The 17,388-nt window shown below is 35.2% G+C and carries 17 protein-coding genes and 1 pseudogene; 10 read left to right on the top strand and 8 right to left on the bottom strand.

Going from position 1 to position 17,388, the window contains the following annotated elements:
• Positions 1-65: 65 nt before the first annotated feature.
• From thiH to thiS, 4 genes are read right to left on the bottom strand one after another with little or no spacing between them, the layout of a single operon-like run.
• The gene (thiH, locus tag ACU68W_RS05845) at positions 66-1,220 is read right to left on the bottom strand and encodes a 2-iminoacetate synthase ThiH (protein WP_308611475.1); all 1,155 of its coding nucleotides are present in this window, start codon (positions 1,218-1,220) and stop codon (positions 66-68) included.
• 7 nt (positions 1,221-1,227) lie between these two features.
• Positions 1,228-1,992 (bottom strand): thiazole synthase, encoded by a 765-nt coding sequence (locus tag ACU68W_RS05840; RefSeq protein ID WP_002835870.1) that lies wholly within the window; start codon positions 1,990-1,992, stop codon positions 1,228-1,230.
• Positions 1,982-2,578 (bottom strand): sulfur carrier protein ThiS adenylyltransferase ThiF, encoded by a 597-nt coding sequence (thiF, locus tag ACU68W_RS05835; RefSeq protein WP_278731912.1) that lies wholly within the window; start codon positions 2,576-2,578, stop codon positions 1,982-1,984. Before thiF ends, ACU68W_RS05840 begins: the two co-directional genes overlap by 11 nt.
• Before the next feature lies 1 nt (position 2,579).
• Positions 2,580-2,777 (bottom strand): sulfur carrier protein ThiS, encoded by a 198-nt coding sequence (thiS, locus tag ACU68W_RS05830; RefSeq protein WP_002835868.1) that lies wholly within the window; start codon positions 2,775-2,777, stop codon positions 2,580-2,582.
• 232 nt (positions 2,778-3,009) lie between these two features.
• On the opposite strand from thiS, the gene ACU68W_RS05825 reads away from it, so the two are divergent.
• From ACU68W_RS05825 to ACU68W_RS05800, 6 genes and pseudogenes are all read left to right on the top strand, one after another.
• A complete protein-coding gene (locus ACU68W_RS05825; protein WP_446756277.1) occupies positions 3,010-3,621 on the top strand; it encodes a glutathione S-transferase family protein in 612 nt (203 codons plus the stop codon).
• 188 nt (positions 3,622-3,809) lie between these two features.
• Positions 3,810-5,330 carry a YifB family Mg chelatase-like AAA ATPase gene (locus ACU68W_RS05820; protein WP_446756276.1) on the top strand — a complete coding sequence of 507 codons (1,521 nt, stop codon included), beginning with the start codon at positions 3,810-3,812 and terminating at the stop codon, positions 5,328-5,330.
• Positions 5,331-5,333: 3 nt separating this feature from the next.
• Positions 5,334-6,776, top strand: a complete 1,443-nt coding sequence (locus tag ACU68W_RS05815) for an ATP-binding protein (RefSeq protein WP_446756275.1) — start codon at positions 5,334-5,336, stop codon at positions 6,774-6,776.
• A 34-nt stretch (positions 6,777-6,810) separates the two neighbouring features.
• Positions 6,811-7,068 (top strand): HTH domain-containing protein, encoded by a 258-nt coding sequence (locus tag ACU68W_RS05810; protein ID WP_446756274.1) that lies wholly within the window; start codon positions 6,811-6,813, stop codon positions 7,066-7,068.
• A pseudogene (locus ACU68W_RS05805) lies at positions 7,068-7,202 on the top strand (magnesium chelatase subunit ChlI family protein); the annotation flags it as partial. The gene ACU68W_RS05810 and the pseudogene ACU68W_RS05805, both read left to right, overlap by 1 nt.
• Positions 7,203-7,241: 39 nt before the next feature.
• A complete protein-coding gene (locus tag ACU68W_RS05800; RefSeq protein ID WP_446756273.1) occupies positions 7,242-7,784 on the top strand; it encodes a GNAT family N-acetyltransferase in 543 nt (180 codons plus the stop codon).
• A gap of 93 nt (positions 7,785-7,877) precedes the next feature.
• Here the strand turns inward: ACU68W_RS05800 and ACU68W_RS05795 are convergent, their stop codons facing one another.
• Positions 7,878-8,051, bottom strand: coding sequence for a hypothetical protein (locus ACU68W_RS05795; protein ID WP_446756272.1), 174 nt, complete (start codon positions 8,049-8,051; stop codon positions 7,878-7,880).
• A 315-nt stretch (positions 8,052-8,366) separates the two neighbouring features.
• On the opposite strand from ACU68W_RS05795, the gene ACU68W_RS05790 reads away from it, so the two are divergent.
• The 3 genes from ACU68W_RS05790 (at position 8,367) to ACU68W_RS05780 (ending at position 14,294) form a co-directional block, all read left to right on the top strand.
• A complete protein-coding gene (locus ACU68W_RS05790; protein ID WP_446756271.1) occupies positions 8,367-10,466 on the top strand; it encodes a phospholipase D family protein in 2,100 nt (699 codons plus the stop codon).
• Between the two features lie 5 nt (positions 10,467-10,471).
• The gene (locus ACU68W_RS05785; protein WP_311437697.1) at positions 10,472-11,059 is read left to right on the top strand and encodes a resolvase; all 588 of its coding nucleotides are present in this window, start codon (positions 10,472-10,474) and stop codon (positions 11,057-11,059) included.
• Between the two features lie 85 nt (positions 11,060-11,144).
• A complete protein-coding gene (locus tag ACU68W_RS05780) occupies positions 11,145-14,294 on the top strand; it encodes an AAA domain-containing protein (protein WP_446756270.1) in 3,150 nt (1,049 codons plus the stop codon).
• A 46-nt stretch (positions 14,295-14,340) separates the two neighbouring features.
• On the opposite strand, the gene ACU68W_RS05775 is transcribed toward ACU68W_RS05780, so the two are convergent.
• The 3 genes from ACU68W_RS05775 to ACU68W_RS05765 all read right to left on the bottom strand — a co-directional run bounded on the left by ACU68W_RS05775 (position 14,341) and on the right by ACU68W_RS05765 (position 17,039).
• Complete coding sequence (locus ACU68W_RS05775) at positions 14,341-15,306, bottom strand: 3-hydroxyacyl-CoA dehydrogenase family protein (RefSeq protein WP_446756269.1); 966 nt, start codon at positions 15,304-15,306, stop codon at positions 14,341-14,343.
• A 106-nt stretch (positions 15,307-15,412) separates the two neighbouring features.
• Positions 15,413-16,474, bottom strand: a complete 1,062-nt coding sequence (locus tag ACU68W_RS05770) for a DUF2871 domain-containing protein (RefSeq protein WP_316510976.1) — start codon at positions 16,472-16,474, stop codon at positions 15,413-15,415.
• Positions 16,461-17,039 (bottom strand): TetR/AcrR family transcriptional regulator, encoded by a 579-nt coding sequence (locus ACU68W_RS05765; protein WP_094205039.1) that lies wholly within the window; start codon positions 17,037-17,039, stop codon positions 16,461-16,463. The genes ACU68W_RS05770 and ACU68W_RS05765 overlap by 14 nt, the downstream gene beginning before the upstream one ends.
• Positions 17,040-17,261: 222 nt before the next feature.
• On the opposite strand from ACU68W_RS05765, the gene ACU68W_RS05760 reads away from it, so the two are divergent.
• A partial coding sequence (locus ACU68W_RS05760; RefSeq protein WP_242430359.1) for a GTP-binding protein occupies positions 17,262-17,388 on the top strand: 127 nt, incomplete at its 3' end.

Genomic DNA, 17,388 nt, shown 5'->3' with positions numbered 1-17,388 from the left:
AAAATCCCTCCTTAAAATATTATAATTTAAGTGTATGGGTAATATGATAGATTGTCAATTGTTTTCTACACATCAATGTAGTCGCTATACACAGGATACAAGTTGTACTTCTTCAAATCTTTTTCTACTTGGTCGACTGTTCGTGTGTCGTTGATCAAGAATTGTTCGTCGCCTTTATCTTTTTCGTCATTTCTTCTTCCGATTCCTGTGTCGACGCTTGCGGAGATTTTGGTAGCTCCCATCAACAACGACAAGTTACGAAATTGGTTGGATTCTCTTGTTGAGATTGTGATTTGTGCGAATGGCAAGAAGATTCTGGTTGCGATTATAAATTGCATCAATTTTGTCTCAGGAACTTCTTTTATGTTCAAATCTTCTTCGTTTTTTGTTGGTCTGATTCGTGGAAATGATATGCTGATTTCTGCGTGTGGATATTTTTTTTGCAGTAAATTGGCGTGCATTCCCAAGCAAAAACAGTCTTCAATTCCATCGGAAAGTCCGAACAATGCCCCGAATCCTACACCACGAATTCCTCCCATGATTGCGCGTTCTTGTGTGTCTAATCTATAAGGAAAGCAAGATTTGTGTCCAGTTGGGTGATAGAATTTGTAGTTTGTGGGGTTGTATGTTTCTTGGAAAGCTGTGACGAAATCACACCCTGCTTCGTGAAGTTTTTTGTAATCTTCGACATTTGTAGGATACACTTCAACGCCAACTACGCGGAAATATTTCTTCGCCAATTTGACGGCATCACATATATAATCCACCGAGGAGTATTTTTGCGATTCACCTGTTAGAATCAAAACGTCTTCGATTTTTTCGCGTCTCATTTGTTTCATTTCAGATTCTATTTCATCCATGGTAAGTTTCGCACGGACGATATCTGATTTCGCCCTGAATCCGCAGTACTTACAACTGTTTTCACAATAATTTGCGATGTAAAGAGGGCTGAACAAGTAGACGTTGTTTCCAAAATATTGTAGTCTGAGTTTTTGTGAGATTTCTCCCAATTCTTCTATAAAATCAATCGCAGCATCGCTTAACATATTGTAATAATCAAAATGATCCAACGCTTCGTTGTTTTTTATTTTACTTAGAGTTCTTCTGACATCATCAGCCGTTACATTTACAGATTTTACCTCAGACAATTTTTCCGATATTTGATTGTAAATGTCTGAATGAATATCTTCCATATTATTAAAATATTTGAAATCTTCCATTTGTCGCCTACTTAAAGAAATCTCTGAGTGGAGATGATGGGTCAGCACCCGTTTCCAAAACTCTGCCCGGTTTTGCGATGTGAGCTAGTCTTCCTGCTTTGATTGCTAGTGCGAAAGCTTCTGCCATTTTGTTGATGTCGCCGCTTGTAGCGATGGCAGTGTTCGCCATGATTGCACTTGCGCCCATTTCCATAGCTTCACACGCTTGTGATGGTTTGCCGATTCCTGCATCCACAATCACTGGCAAATCAATTTCGTTGATGATGATTTGGATGAAATCTTTGGTTGCAAGTCCCTTGTTGGATCCAATCGGAGAACCTAACGGCATGATGCAACTTGCACCAGCTTCTTTCAAATCTCTTGCGAAGTTCAAATCTGGATACATATAAGGCATAACGACGAATCCTTCGTCCGCCAAAACTTTCGTAGCTTTCAACGTTTCAACGTTGTCTGGAAGTAAGTACTTGCTGTCACGCATGATTTCTATTTTCACGAAATTGCCGCAGCCCATTTCACGCGCAAGTCTTGCAATTCTAATAGCTTCGTCTGCGTTTCTCGCTCCAGAAGTGTTCGGAATTATCGTCACATTTTCTGGGATAAAGTTCAAAATATTTTTCGTATCGTCTGTATTTGCACGTCTAAGTGCCACAGTAATCATCTCGCAGCCTGCAGATTCCACGCAAGCTTTGATGAGGTTGGGATCGTATTTTCCAGATCCAAGTATAAATCTTGAGTCAAAAGATTTACCACCCAAAATCAATTTATCTTCCATTATTTTCCTCCAATAACCAATTAAGTGCGATTATAGCTTGTGTACTTGCCGCTATCATCACGTTAGGATAGTACAAACCGATGTCGGTCTTCGTTTCAAAATCACCACAAACTACAATGTTGTTCATTTTTTTAATTTTCATATCTAATTTTTTCACGCCGCCAATTCCAGACACCGATATTAGTTTTTTGTCAGTTCCGATAAAATGCTCCAGCACCAATGACTTTGCGTATTCGTCATCGAACGCCTCGATTACGATATCGTAGCCGTCGGTCAATTTGTCGATGTTACTTTCAGTAACTTTGATGTTTTCAACAGATATATTTGCAAATGGCAAAAACTCACCGCAAATTTCCTTGAACGCATCGACCTTGTACTTGCCGACATCAGTTGGTCTGTAGATTTGCCTGTTTAAGTTGGAATATTCAACTGTGTCGTAGTCCACGATTTTGATGGTGCCAATGCCTGATTTTGCAAGCAAAAAGCATGAATTGGTGCCCAAACCACCACAGCCAAGGATCAGAATTTTGGATTTTCTGAAAATGTCTGTGTGTTCGGGGATTTGTCTTTTAAAAATCTCCTGCATTTTAACCTCCTCCAACAAATGAAAACACCTCTATTTCGTCGTTATCAGTGACGATAAAATTATCGTAGTCGATTTTTTTGACGAGGTTTTTGTTCACTTCGCAAACTGTCAACTCCACATTGAAGTTCAAATCTTCAAGAACTTTTCTCAAAGAAGAATTTTCTTCGAATGGATATTTGACAGAATTTACAGTAATCATATTTCACCCCCTAAAAAAAATAACACGAAGGAAACCTACACCCGCGGTGGTGTACCCCTTCGTGTTAAACACTCTGTGATTATTATAGCACATTAATTTGAATTTTCAAAAATTTATCCGAGAAATTTGTCACACAAATTTTCAAATTTGCCCAATGATTTGCCCAATCAATTTGATTATTAAAAAAGAATAAAGGGTATACAATTTACAGTAAAACAAAAGGAGGAATGTTATGAAATTATATTACGCACCAGGCACATGCGCTGTTGCTTGCTGGATTGCTTTGGAATGGGCGAAAGCAGATTATGAAGTAGAAAAGGTACAACTTGGAACAGATGAATACAGAAAAATAAATCCGTTGGGAGCAGTTCCAGCACTAGATATTGGAGAGGGAAGGGCGAGAAGCGAATTGGCAGCGATTCTTCGCTACATTTTGAACAAATACCCTGAAAAAGATTTGGGAGCAGATGAAAGCCCTGAAGATAAGTTCCAATTCGATGAAATCATGGCTTTTATGACTGGAGATTTTCATCCAGCATTTGAAGCGTTGTTCGTACCAGCTGGCTTGACAACATCAACTGACGAAGCAGAGATTGATAAAATCAAACAAAAATCATTTGAAACTATCGATAAAATGATGACTCATTTGGACCGTTTGATTGGTGATGGCGATCACGTTTACAAAAATAAGAAAACAGTATTAGATCCTTACGTTTATATTCTTACTCGTTGGAGTGAAATGACTCCAAAATCTTGGAAAGAATATCCAAATATCAAGAGAGTTTCAGAGCAAATTGAAAAGGACGAAGTTGTACAAGAAATCGTGAAAAAATCTCAACAATAAAGATATTGTATCGGTGTAGATTTTGTCTGCACCGTTTTTTATTTGTCCAAATACAGTGATATAATATATATAATAAGTTTGTATAAAATTGTTTGATGATTAATGTCTGTTGCAATATCAAATCAATAGACTTAATTGTCCATTTTTCGATAGAAATCACATTAATAATTAGGTAACAAGGAGAAATTATGTATTCGAAAGTAAACACGTGCTGCTTAGAAGGGTTGAACGGGTATGTCGTGGAATGCGAGTGCGACCTTGCGAATGGTCTGCGTTCGTTTAACATTGTAGGTCTTCCCGACACTTCTATAAAAGAATCCAAGGAAAGAGTGCGCTCTGCGATTGAAAACACTGGAATCAGATTTCCTGTGAAACGTATCACGATTAATTTAGCACCTGCAAATTTGAGGAAAGAAGGATCTCAGCTAGACCTTGCAATCGCCATGGCTATTTTGCAATCAATGGGAGTTGTGGAAGATTTTTCAGATAAATGGACGTTCATCGGCGAACTATCATTGGACGGAAGATTGAATCCAGTGAATGGATCGTTGTGCATGGTGTTGTCACTGAAAGATTTGGGATACGAACGAGTTTACATACCCAAACAAAACGCACAAGAATGCAGTATGGTCAAAGGAATCGAGAAGGTTTGTGTGGAAAGCTTGGATGAAATCATCAGGATTTTGAATGGCGAACAAGAATTGAAAATCTTAGATGACATTGACATCATGCAGCAAGAAATACAATACGACGTTGATTTTTCTGACATAAAAGGACAGAAATTTCTTAAACGCGCAATGGAAATATCAGCAGCGGGATTTCACAATTTGTTGATGATTGGACCTCCTGGAAGCGGAAAAACAATGTCAGCAATGAGACTCAGCACGATTTTGCCTGACATGAGCTTTGATGAAATAATGGAAACCACGAAAATTTACTCCGTAGCAGGATTACTCGGAGAAAAAAACATCGTAACCACAAGACCATTTCGCTCGCCTCATCACACCGCAAGCCAAGTGAGTTTGATAGGCGGTGGCAGAGTTCCAAAACCAGGGGAAATCAGCCTCGCTCACAATGGAGCATTGTTCTTGGACGAACTTCCAGAATTTTCCAAATCGACAATAGAAGTGTTGCGCCAACCACTTGAAACGAAAAACATAACCATAACAAGAGTCAACGCGTCCTTGTCATATCCTGCAAATTTCCTATTTATAGCAGGAATGAATCCGTGTCCGTGCGGATACTTCGGCGATCCTAACCACGAATGTACTTGTTCACAAAATCAAATCGCAAACTATCTCAACAAAGTCAGCCGACCTATACTTGATCGAATTGACATCCATGTCGAAGTTTCGCCAGTAAAATTAGACGAACTCACAACAGATGAAAAGTGCGAAACATCAGAACAAATCAAAAAACGAGTCGAAGCTGCACGAGAAATCCAAAAACAACGCTTCGAAAAAGAAAACATCACAACCAACTCACAAATGAACACACGACAAATTAGAAAATACTGCAAATTAAACGACGAGCTAAACTCCATCATACAGTTGGCATTCGATAAATACAAATTCTCCGCACGATCATTCGACAAAATCCTCAAAATATCACGCACAATCGCTGATTTGGATGGAAAAGAAAACATCGAAGCAAAGCATCTAATGGAAGCCATCAGATATAGAACAGTGGATCAGAAATACTGGGGGTAGATTATGAATGACAAGCTAAAATTAGAATATTTTCTTGGAGAAACAAATCTGTACGATAAAAAAGAAAAGTTAGAAAAAAATAAACCGAAATCATGGTTAAAATCTGTATCTGCATTTGCAAATTCAAAAGGTGGCAAACTATTATTTGGTGTCAAGGAAGACAACACAATTGTTGGACTGGAAGATTTTCAAAAAGATTCTGAGTTTATAAGTGAAACTATTAAAACAAAAGTAGATCCTATCCCTGAGTTTGACATGGAATTCAAGCAAATTAATGATAGAATTATTTTGATTTTAGATATCTACCAAGGAAAAAATACTCCATATTTTGTAATTGATAGTGGTTCTAGGACAGCATTTAAAAGGGTGGGGAATCAAAGTGTAGTTGCTACAAGAATAGATTTATTGAATTTATCATTAAAAGCGGAGCACGTAAGTTTTGACTCATTGGAATTTAATAAAACAATAGATGATGTTACTTTTAAAGAATTGGAAATAGAATACAAGAATAGGACATCCAAAACTTTCGAGACTAAAGATTTAAAATCATTTGGACTTATTAATGAAAATGGACATCTCACAATTGCAGGTGCACTTTTTGCCGATGGATATCAAATATATCAATCCAGAGTTTTCTGCACAAGATGGAATGGACTAACAAAAGCAAACGGCAGAATTGATGCATTAGACGATCAAGAATTCGAAGGCAATATTATATATCTATTAAAAGCGTCTTTAGATTTTGTCAAAAGAAACTCGAAGAAAATGTGGGAAAAAGGACCAATATACAGAATAGAATATCCTGAATATCCGGAAAGAGCTGTCCAAGAAGCAATTGTTAATGCACTAATTCACAGAGATTATTCAGTCGTTGGAAGTGAAGTTCACATTGATATCTACGATGATAGGTTAGAAATATTTTCGCCAGGAGGAATGGCTGATTTAACATTTATTCAGGATTTAAATCCTTTAAATGTTTCGTCTGTAAGAAGGAATCCTATATTAGCTGATCTTTTTGCCAGAATGGATCTTATGGAAAGACGTGGTTCGGGTCTTAGAAAAATAATTGAAGCGTATGAAGCAGAAGAAAACTTCACTAATAAGATGATGCCTGAGTTTGTATCTACAGAAACTAAATTTATTATAATATTGAAAAACTTAAATTATTCTGTGCAAAAAGATGCACAAGTTGATACAAATTCACAAGGCGATACCCAAAAAGGCAAAAATGATACCCAAAATAAATCAATGAAATTAAGTCCTCGCAATAGGAGGATGAAAATATTGGATATACTGGAAAATAATCCTAAAATTACAGCACAAGAATTGGCAGAAATGTTCTTAGTTTCCAAGATTACAATTAGACGAGATATGAAAATTTTAGTAGATGAAGGTAAACTAGAATATGTAGGAAGTTCAAGATCTGGATTTTGGAAGATTAAATGATATTAATAAGCCTTACCAAATGTTGCACGTGCACATGCACAAGACAATGCACAAAAAGATGCACATGCACAAGGAGATGTACAGAAAAATACACCTGAAAAAAAGACGTCAAGAAATAATAAAAATACTCGAAGAAAACCCAGAGATATCAACATTAGAACTATCAAAAATATTCTCGGTTTCAAGAAGTACAATAAGCAGAGACTTGAGTAAGTTGCAACGTGTTGCACAGGGCGATGTACAAGATAATGCACAAAAAGATGCACATGCACAAGATGATACCGAAAAATGATACTCAAAATATCACGTACAATCGCCGATTTGGACGGAAAAGAAAACATCGAAGCAAAACATTTGATGGAAGCCATCAGATATATGACAGTGGATCAGAAATACGGGGGTAGGACTGCAAAATCAAAAATTTGAACACTAATTTATTATGTGTTAATTATACAAGGAGAGAAAATGAAAATACAATTAGAGAGATTTGATGATAAGCACAAGGAAAAGATATGGAGAGATGGATTTTGCGAAGAATCACCCGAGTGGAACAAGTTCAACGGACCGTATTTTGAAGATTATGTTCATTATGAAAGCTTAGAGTCATTTGAAAAATCTGGTATTTGGAAATATCTTCAACAACCCAATTGCAGAGCTATATTAGTAGACGGTGTTGTCGTTGGTATGGTATCTCAAAATTGGGTTGATGAGAAAACTAGATGGATGGAGATAGGGATTGTGATTTACGACGAAAATTACTGGAACAAATCCATAGGAACGAAAGCCCTCAAATTGTGGACAAGCGAAGTGTTCAATGATAATCCACAAATCGAACATCTAGGACTGACTACTTTTAGCGGCAATCCACGAATGATGAAGGCTGCAGAAAAAATCGGATTCATTCAAGAGGCAAGAATCAGAAAAGTTCGCTATTGGAACGGCACATATTACGACAGTATGAAATACGGTGTTACACGTGAAGAGTGGGAAAAATTATCTCAGAAATGAAAATATCTTGTTAATTCAAAAATTTAATTCAAAAAAATAATCAATAAACACAAAAATCTCCCGAAAAACTCGGGAGATTTTCACATTATATCATTAAATTTTAAAATCTTTGTGAAGTCTTAGTATTTCGACAAGCATACCGTCACGATATTTTGCAAGAGTTTCGTGAGTGTTTCCGATGTCTTGTGGTCTGTTTTTGATTGCTTCGTGAACTCCGTTGACTGTTTTCTTCTTGATTTCGTCTGTGAAATTCGTGGAATGTTCCACATGCACAAGATGATACTCAAAAAGGTAAAAATGATACCCAAAAAGGCAAAAATGATACCCAAAATGATACCCAAAATGATACCCAAAAACTATGACCTATTGACAATATAGCAAACGTGATTAAGCACATACAACAAAAATAAAACAGAAATTTAATAAACACAAAAATCTTCCGAACTCTTATTGGTTTGCCAATAATAATGTCGGAGGATTTTTTAACGAAAAAGTCTAAAAATGGTTGATTAATATTAGAATATGGGTATAATTAGTCTAACAATAGTCGTGTTTTTTTAGACTAACAAATTGGAGGCATTTATGAATCAATTAAACATATTTGATACTGGCACAAATATTGAAAAGCTGAGAATTGTTGATGGAAATGGTAAAAAAGCTGAATCAGGTACGAAGCACAAGATATATCATGTTGAGCTCAAAGACATTAGCTATAAAGATGTGGAGGAGCTGTTTTTCGGATTCAATGAAATCAGGGCTATTACTTTTTCTTATGACATCAAATTTGTAAATAAAATTATGAAGATGTTTGACTATGGAGAAATTATCTTAGGCGGAAGGTTTATGACCAGAAGAGACAGCGAACTTCATGAGCTTACATCAGAAGCTTATTTACTCGCAGAAAACATGCGATTGTCAGAAATGGCAGCTGATGCTGTGAGATCAGAAAAAGATTTGGTACAAATGATGAGAGAAGGATCTTTGTTAATAAAATCTCCAAAGTATGTTATAGATCACAGAAAAATCTACCTTCTTAAATCAAATGATGGACAAACAAGAGTAATCAAAGGCTCTGCTAATATGACAAGAAGAGCTTGGTCGGGCGATCAGCTGGAAGCTTATGAGGTGGATGACACTTTTGAGGCATACGTTGCTTATACACAAGATTTTGAAACAGCTTGGAGGCTATCAGATGATATACCAGAAGATGTGGTAGCATCGAAAAAGACCGATAATCCAGAAAAAGATATTCCTATAATCAAACAAGCACTGAAAACACAAAAAACCATCGTCTTAGAACAACCACAAAATAGCGGAGAAGTTTACGAAAAAATCAGATATACAATTGATGCAGACAAGATTATGGAGAAGAACAAAGAGCTTGTACGAAATATAAATACGAACTCGAAAAATGGATACATTGAAATACTGCCGAATATTATCAATAAAATCAGCGTCAATGCCAAAAGACTAAAAAGAAAAAGGATAGATGTCAAAGAAATAGAAAAAGATTATCCGAAATTAACCTTCAACTTCGACACAAAAGAAGCTTTTTTGGATGAAGAATCATTAGACCTAAATCCCGAAAAAGAAGATGTTAAAAATGATATCGACTTATTATTTGAAGCTTTTGATAATTACAAGAAAGATTTCGTTGGAGATGTGGACAAAGTTAGAGATTCCCACTATAAGCTTTTAAATATTTTGTTTTCTTCACCGTTTCACGCAAAAATAAGATGTATAGCTGACATAAAAAACATCCCGACATCAAGCCTACCATTATATACATTATTGGCATCCAAAGGTTCCAACACAGGTAAAAGTTTTATGACAGAATTTATTCTAAAATTAATGACCAATAAACAGCTAAAAGCATTCTCTGTTAAAACAGTACCCACAAAAAACATTGATGCCATGCTTGAGAGTTACAAGGGAATTCCGATTTTTATTGATGAAATAGATGGGCCTTATTACGCAAGGCTTAAAGAAAAAATCAAAAATAGTCACCAATGTGAAATCATCCAAAGAGAAGAACAACCATTGATTATATTTGCAAGTAATAGCGTGAGTGACCCAGAAGAACCGGAACGAAAGAGAATGCCGTTTTTGAGATATAATGCTGGACTTAGAACTGACATAGACCCACTGTCCTACGATGGAATTAGTAAGAATATGAAAGTCAAAGCAACAAACTCCTTATACAGAGAATATCTTAGAAGGATGATTACAGAAGTGGACAATCTTATCGACTACATGATTAAATCAAATGATATCGCTGATGATTACTATCCTGACATGATGCAAATCTCATCCAAAACTTTAATAGATATATTCAAAGAATTTGGCTACGAACTTCCAGATTATGTAAGAGAACTCAGTTGGAATGATGATTTTTCATATCATGCAAAATACATCTCCAAAGATGCCATAGAAGAAATTAGGAAACTATGGGAAAATGAACCCAAATGCTTTATAATTAAAACAAAGGTTATAATGATAACATCAGGAACTGACAAAGGCTCTAGGAAAATACTCGAAAGCTGGGCAAATTCTCTTCCTGTTGAATTTGAAGCAAAATATTCAGATAAGAAGGATATGTCCCAAATTACAGTGAACAGATTGGAACTTGAACAAGCATTGGGTTTTAGATTCAGTAAGTTGGTCAAGTTTTTTAGGAGGTAGTAGAGGTGGTATTGTATATTTACACCAAAACAACAGAAGATATTTCTATTTTTGAAGACATCATGGAAATTATTCACAAAAAAGATTCAGACATATGTGTAAGTGTCGAACACATGAGAAGCTTTCAAGAATTAGAAAAGATAAAAATCGAGATGACCAATGACGATATTTTAATTATCGGAAGCTTAAAATCCCTCGGAATAAACGAAAGAGACATCGCCAATTCTCTTAAATATTTTATTGAAAACGGGAAATGTCTCGTTGTTTCTAATATAGAATCCACCTATAAATACGGCGTATCTCAGCCGATGAATAAAGCTATTCTAAGCACAATATTAGACTCTGTTCTCTTAAACAACAAAAACATTATCGAGCTTCCTAGAAATAGGAAAAACAACTCGGGAAGAAATAAAATTGATTTTCCAAATAATTGGGAAGAATTGTATGAGAATTGGGAAAATAATAACATTTCTTCAAAGGAATTCTTGGATAAATCTGGATTAAAAAAAGCCACGTTTTATAATATGATTACTGAATACAAAGAAATCCTGAAAGCTAATGAAGCTTTTGTCAAAAAATATAGATTAGGATAGGATGACAATGGCACGATAATTGAGATTATAATCAATGGAAATATAGAAATAATAAAAATGAAATCGATTAACAAAGGAGCATAACATGAACCAGAAAGAAAAAATATTAGAATCATGGATTATGGTGGAGCATTTATCGGAGGGAGATATCAATTTAAGAGACACTAAACTTTTAACTTTTCAATATCTCAAGAATGATGATTTCTATGATTTATTTAAGAAAAATATTAAATATCTTAATCTGAAGCCATATCAAAAAGGCGGAATAGTTGTATATTTTGATGTTTTCAAATTCACGGAAGTGATCGATTTTTTGAGAGATAAATTCAATCTTCCCGTATCTAATCAAGAAATCACATTGGGAAACAAATTTTCATTCGCATTGTATTTCGATAAAGATTTTAAGCTAAGCTCTGATATGACTTTTTTGACGGAAAGTTCTTACATTAGAAACTTTCATACAATTCCTTCAGAAAAAGAGTTCAAAGAGTTTGAGGAAGATTTTAGCAAAAAAATCCAAGAAATATTTGACTGTCCAGAAGATAAACCATACAAAGAATGGTTTAATAAGGCTATTTTAAACATCTTAAAAACTAATAAAATAGACATTAATAACTGCAGGATGAAACCTTTGAAAAACTTGGAGACCGATGCAACTAATCTACACTCGTTTTTCGTTAATGATTTGCAAAAAGCAAAATCTGTTCAATCAAAAAACTTGAATGATTATTTGACGGGAAACAATTCAAATAGAAAGGATTTGGATAGTAGAAGCACATCTCCTAAGTTTAACAGGCATATTTTTGTAGATATTTTGCAGCCTAAAAACTATCCATTGTCAAGGTTTCCAAGTAATATTCAATTTGCGCCATCTTTTATGCAGCAAGTCGCTATCAATTTGTCAATAGGATACGATTCTAATAATATGAGAAGTGTGAATGGACCTCCTGGAACAGGGAAAACTACACTTTTAAAAGACATCTTTTCAGAACTATTATTAAAACAGTCATATGAAATTATACAATTAAAAAACAAAAAAATCGCTGGTAATGATGAGACTGTTTATTGGGATAACGGGTCGTGCAAGGCTTCAATTGGTGTGCTACCATCTCAAATAGCAGAAAATGGAATTATTGTTGCAAGTTCCAATAATGGAGCTGTAAAAAACATTGTAGATGAACTTCCTCTAATATCTGAAATTGATGAGTCATTGGTTGAAGATTTAAAAGAAATAGATTATTTTAAAGATATCTCAAACTCTAAAGTTTCGACAAAATGGGTCAAAGAAAATGGTAAAAACATCGAAAAGTTAGAATCTGAAAAAAACTCAGAGGAAAAATTCTGGGGATTGTTTTCTCTTGAAGGTGGAAGATCAGAAAACATGAAATATATAATCACAGCGTTAAAGCATGTGATTGAAGATTTAAAAACTAATTACATTTCAGATGATAATGTCTACAATGAATTTGAAAAAAAGTATAAAGAAGCATTGTCTTACAGAGATAAAAGGCAGAAATTATCGGACAAAATTTTTTCTGTTGATAGATTTGAGTACGAATTAATAAGAAAAAAATCGGATTTCAACAAAAATGTAGAATTTAGAAAGAATGAATTCAGTAGTTTTGTAAAAGAGATTAATGTGAAATTAAAAAAATTATCTTCTAATAAGAATCAACTAAGTCAAAAAGTTGATGAATTGAACAAGGCATCGTCAAATATAAGTGAAGATAAGAAAATGATTGAAAATAGCATTGATGTTTTGAAATTACAGAAACCGGGATTGTTCCAATTTAGTAGAAAAAAATCATATGATGAACAGATGAGAAAATATTCCGACGAGTTGCTACAAATATTAGACAAGGAAAGAACCACAAAATCAATGCTAGATGATTTTACACAAGAGTTAAAAGCCATTGAATCTCAAATTTCATACGGAAATAAGCTTGTAGAAGATAAAAAATCACAGATTGTACAAGCAACTCAAAGTGACGATTATGAAATCAAAAAACTAGAAGCGAAAATCAGAGATTTGAAGGATGTATCTGTAAATACAGATGTCAATGTCTTGGATTTTTCATTGTCATATGATGACTTACAAATGAGCAATCCTTGGTTTGACGAAGAGTATCGTAGAATTCAGTCAGAATTGTTCATAAGTGCATTGAAAGTTCGAAAACAATTCTTGTATGAAAATATCAAAAATATTGAAGCTGCAACTATAATATGGAGCAAACAACAAAAGCACTTGGACAAAAACATCGTTATACAACAAGCTTGGAACTGGATAAACATGGTGGTTCCAGTTATAAGTTCCACATTTGCAAGTATGGGAAGGATGTTTTCAAATATTCAAGCAAATTCACTGGGACATTTATTTATTGACGAAGCTGGTCAAGCTTTGCCACAAGCAAGTGTAGGAGCAATATTTAGATGTAAACACGTAATGGCAGTTGGAGATCCAGCGCAAATCAAACCAGTCCTAACACTAGATTCATATATACTAAGCTTGCTGGGACGAAATTATCAAGTTGGCGAAGCTTATTTATCAGAAGATGCATCAACACAGACACTTATTGACAGCGTTAGTCAATATGGATTTTACAAAGATTTGAATAATCCTGAAGATTGGATAGGAATTCCATTATGGGTGCATAGACGTTGCAAATATCCAATGTTCAACATTTCGAACGAAATTTCCTACGGTGGAAACATGGTTCAAGGCAATAAATCAGATGGAAAAGCAGAGTGGTATGATGTCGGTGGATCTGCAGATAATAAATATGTCAAAGAGCAAGGAGATTTATTAGTTCAAAAAATCAGAGAATTATCAGAATCTAACGAAGATATTTTAGATAAATCCAAGAAAGACCAAGTCTATGTAATATCTCCATTTAAAAATGTTGCGTATAATTTATCCAGAAAACTCGCAAAAGATCTTAAATTCACGAGATACGATAGTAAATTCAGCCCGACAAATGTGGGAACTGTTCACACATTCCAAGGAAAAGAAGCACCAATAGTATTCTTGGTTTTAGGCGCAGATGAAAAGAGCAAAGGGGCTGCAAACTGGGCAATGGGCTCAGAAAATCCTAACATAATGAACGTATCAGCAACTAGAGCCAAAAAAGAGTTTTGTATAATTGGGGACAAAAAGCTGTACTCGAATTTGGGCAGCGATGTCATAGATAAGACGATAAACGAAATTAGAAAATTTAATTCAAAAGACATTCAATAAACACAAAAATCTCCCGAAACACTCGGGAGATTTTTACATTATATCATTAAATTTTAAAATCTTTGTGAAGTCTTAGTATTTCGACAAGCATTCCGTCACGATATTTTGCAAGAGTTTCGTGAGTGTTGCCGATGTCTTGTGGTCTGTTTTTGATTGCTTCGTGAACTCCGTCGACTGTTTTCTTCTTGATTTCGTCTGTGAATTTCGTCCATGTAGCAGCATCTTCTAGCCAAGTTTCCATCGAAGGGCCGATATGGTCAAGTAAACCTTGAAGTCCGTGTTCACCGCCTCCAAGTTCAAATATTTGTCCAGGACCCATGATTGCCCAGCGAATTGCAGGGCCAAATGTCAACGCAGTTTCACAATCTTCCATGCTAACGACTCCCTTGTCCACCAAATCCATCATTTCACGAAGCACCACGGCTTGAAGTCTATTTGCGATAAAACCTGGAACTTCATTTCTGATGATGATAGGTTTTTTGCCCAATCTAACGAACAATTCACGAAGAGCGTTCGCAGTTTCTGGGTCGGATTTTTCTCCTTGTGAAATCTCAATCAGTGGAATCAAATGAGGTGGGTTGTAAGGGTGCGCTCCGAAAATTCTTTCGGGACGCTCAGCATCTTCTGCGATTTTAGTGACTAGTAGTCCCGATGTTGCTGAACACAAAACAGCATCAGGCTTTGCGTATTTTTCGAAAACCTTCACGAATTCCTTCTTCACGTCGTAATTTTCTGGAATACACTCTTCCACAATATCTGCAAATTCAATCGATTCTTGTTCGTTCGTAGTATAGCTGATTCTTGATAAAATCGTTTCCTTATCTTCCGCAACGACCTTCTTCTCAATCAATTCGTCCACGTATTTTTCGATAATCTTCTTAGTCTTTTCTTCACTTTCCAGACTTCTGTTGTAACTAATAACATCCATCTTACCCATAGCAAAAAGCAAAGTGAACGATGAACCAATAACGCCGCCGCCAATTACACAGGCTTTTTCGAAATTCTTAATCATAAAATCCTCCTTTTGTTAACTTAGATATTTACAATACTTTCATTACATATATACCCAAAGAGAACTACAAAACACACAAAAAGCAGCTAATCGCAGCTGCTTTTCGCTATTTATTTGATTTTAATCTTAAATTATATGCTATCACAAACATCCACACAATTCCAACTGCTAGAATAATGTGACCGATTCCAGAAGTTCCGTCGATTGCCGCACGAACAATCACATCCGTTCTCTCACTAACCACCTCGTAAATTCCAATCACAACCATATTTACCACAGTGAACACAAGTCCTGTAAGATAAATCTCATAAGGTTTCTTCAAAACTTTTACATCTTTCATATCTTTTGCCAACAAATACATCAACAAACTAACGAAAAATCCCAAAACTAAAGTATGGACGTGGATTTTGCTAAGATGAGTTGCATCTGTAAAAGCGTAAAACTTCGTAAATTCACGGTAGAACACGCCGCCAATTAAACCCACAACCAAAAGCGCAATCGAATTTGCGAACAAATTATTTGCGCCGAAATCACTCACAAAATATTTGAACCCAAACCACACAATCAAGAAATACGCCACAGTTTTTGGCATCATCAAAGCGCCAATAGCAGGAATAGTTTTGCTGAACAACACAACAGGAACGTAGAACAAGAATGATAAGAAAATCGAAAGCCACATGTGCTTGAAACAAGCCATATCCTTCTTCTTGTATGACCATATAATCAACAGAATTCCCATAATCAAGAAGGGAATATTCCTGTAAATTCCGAACATATAATTTCCGTTACGACTTCCCCAATTATTTTGTGGCAATAACACAAGAATAATCCTCAAAGCTGCCAAACCATAAATCATCCATTTCTTAGAATTATCTGTATCGTTACTTTGCAAGCGGTAATAATGATAATAAAGCACGTAAAAAATCGTCATCGTAATGCTCGTCACAAATTGTCCCCACGATAAAGCCGCAGCGTGCGCCTCGAAACCTCCCGGACTCAAATGCGAAATCACCCTTGGAAGCAAATGGAATCCATCCCCCAAGCCCAAAACAATCGCCATAATACCGAACAGATTTGCACCCTTAGTTTTTTCTAACAATAATCTAACACCAAGAGCCACCAATACTGACAAATAAATTACATCAAATAAACTCTCAAATATTTTCATTCTCAACACCTCGTTTCAGCCAATTAATATGCAAATTATATTTTTCAATGAAAATATCTCTCGACCATTCTTCTTTAAAATTTCTCTCAATCAAACCGTGAACAATAGCCTTCATAAAATAAATAAGCTCCTGATCCATACTACCCTTATCATCGTGAAAAATCTCGTAATATTCCTTCTTCTTAGCCTTCCAGCCATCTTCAAGCTCGCTATTCCAATACAAATACTTAAACTTATAAATATTGTACTCGTCTTCTGAGAAAATCAAATCACAAACTCTACATCCAAATTCATCCAACGATTTGAACACATCGCCGTGATTTTCTTGTAAAATCGACATAAAAAGCAAATGAACATCTTGAGTGTACTCGTCCAAAATGTAAAAATAACAGTCCATTAAATCGTCAAAATATTGGTAGAAACTCCCGCGTGCAATAGAAAGCCTCTCCACAATATTTTTCACATTGCAATCCTTGTAAGGCTTCTTGGAAAACTCATCTTTTAGAACCTTATCAATCAAATTTCTTTTATCATCATCCAAATTATAAAAAGTTTGCTTCGGCATAAAATTCCTCCTTTAAAATAAAATGACACCTTGTCATACTTGTATTATAAGTGACACAGTGTCATTAGTCAAGGGGAATTTTAATTTCCCATATTTTTGATTGATTTAATTTTTTCATCATTTTTATTAATTTACAAAAAATAATACAATTTCCCCTAAAAAATGTAATTTGTTAACGTTTGTGATATAATAAAAATAACTAAAAATTTCCAGGAGGCAAGCATGAGTAAAGCTAAATTTGAAAGAACAAAACCACATGTTAACATTGGTACAATAGGTCACGTTGACCACGGTAAAACAACATTAACAGCAGCAATCACACTTGTATTAAACAAGAGAATGGGATCAG

This window comes from Finegoldia sp. P2-F-LR, from assembly GCF_052932265.1.
Note: the sequence above shows the minus strand (reverse complement) of the source record. Positions and strands in the feature narration are given on the sequence as shown.

What these genes read in the sequence shown, in the direction of transcription:
- ACU68W_RS05800 (WP_446756273.1), top strand. Translation starts at nt 7,242, where the DNA reads ATGAAAATACAATTAGAGAGATTTGATGATAAGCACAAGGAAAAGATA.
- thiS (WP_002835868.1), bottom strand. Translation starts at nt 2,777, where the DNA reads ATGATTACTGTAAATTCTGTCAAATATCCATTCGAAGAAAATTCTTCT.
- ACU68W_RS05815 (WP_446756275.1), top strand. Translation starts at nt 5,334, where the DNA reads ATGAATGACAAGCTAAAATTAGAATATTTTCTTGGAGAAACAAATCTG.
- thiF (WP_278731912.1), bottom strand. Translation starts at nt 2,578, where the DNA reads ATGCAGGAGATTTTTAAAAGACAAATCCCCGAACACACAGACATTTTC.
- ACU68W_RS05780 (WP_446756270.1), top strand. Translation starts at nt 11,145, where the DNA reads ATGAACCAGAAAGAAAAAATATTAGAATCATGGATTATGGTGGAGCAT.
- thiH (WP_308611475.1), bottom strand. Translation starts at nt 1,220, where the DNA reads ATGGAAGATTTCAAATATTTTAATAATATGGAAGATATTCATTCAGAC.
- ACU68W_RS05790 (WP_446756271.1), top strand. Translation starts at nt 8,367, where the DNA reads ATGAATCAATTAAACATATTTGATACTGGCACAAATATTGAAAAGCTG.
- ACU68W_RS05770 (WP_316510976.1), bottom strand. Translation starts at nt 16,474, where the DNA reads ATGAAAATATTTGAGAGTTTATTTGATGTAATTTATTTGTCAGTATTG.
- ACU68W_RS05825 (WP_446756277.1), top strand. Translation starts at nt 3,010, where the DNA reads ATGAAATTATATTACGCACCAGGCACATGCGCTGTTGCTTGCTGGATT.
- ACU68W_RS05820 (WP_446756276.1), top strand. Translation starts at nt 3,810, where the DNA reads ATGTATTCGAAAGTAAACACGTGCTGCTTAGAAGGGTTGAACGGGTAT.
- ACU68W_RS05765 (WP_094205039.1), bottom strand. Translation starts at nt 17,039, where the DNA reads ATGCCGAAGCAAACTTTTTATAATTTGGATGATGATAAAAGAAATTTG.
- ACU68W_RS05840 (WP_002835870.1), bottom strand. Translation starts at nt 1,992, where the DNA reads ATGGAAGATAAATTGATTTTGGGTGGTAAATCTTTTGACTCAAGATTT.
- ACU68W_RS05775 (WP_446756269.1), bottom strand. Translation starts at nt 15,306, where the DNA reads ATGATTAAGAATTTCGAAAAAGCCTGTGTAATTGGCGGCGGCGTTATT.
- ACU68W_RS05810 (WP_446756274.1), top strand. Translation starts at nt 6,811, where the DNA reads ATGCACAAGACAATGCACAAAAAGATGCACATGCACAAGGAGATGTAC.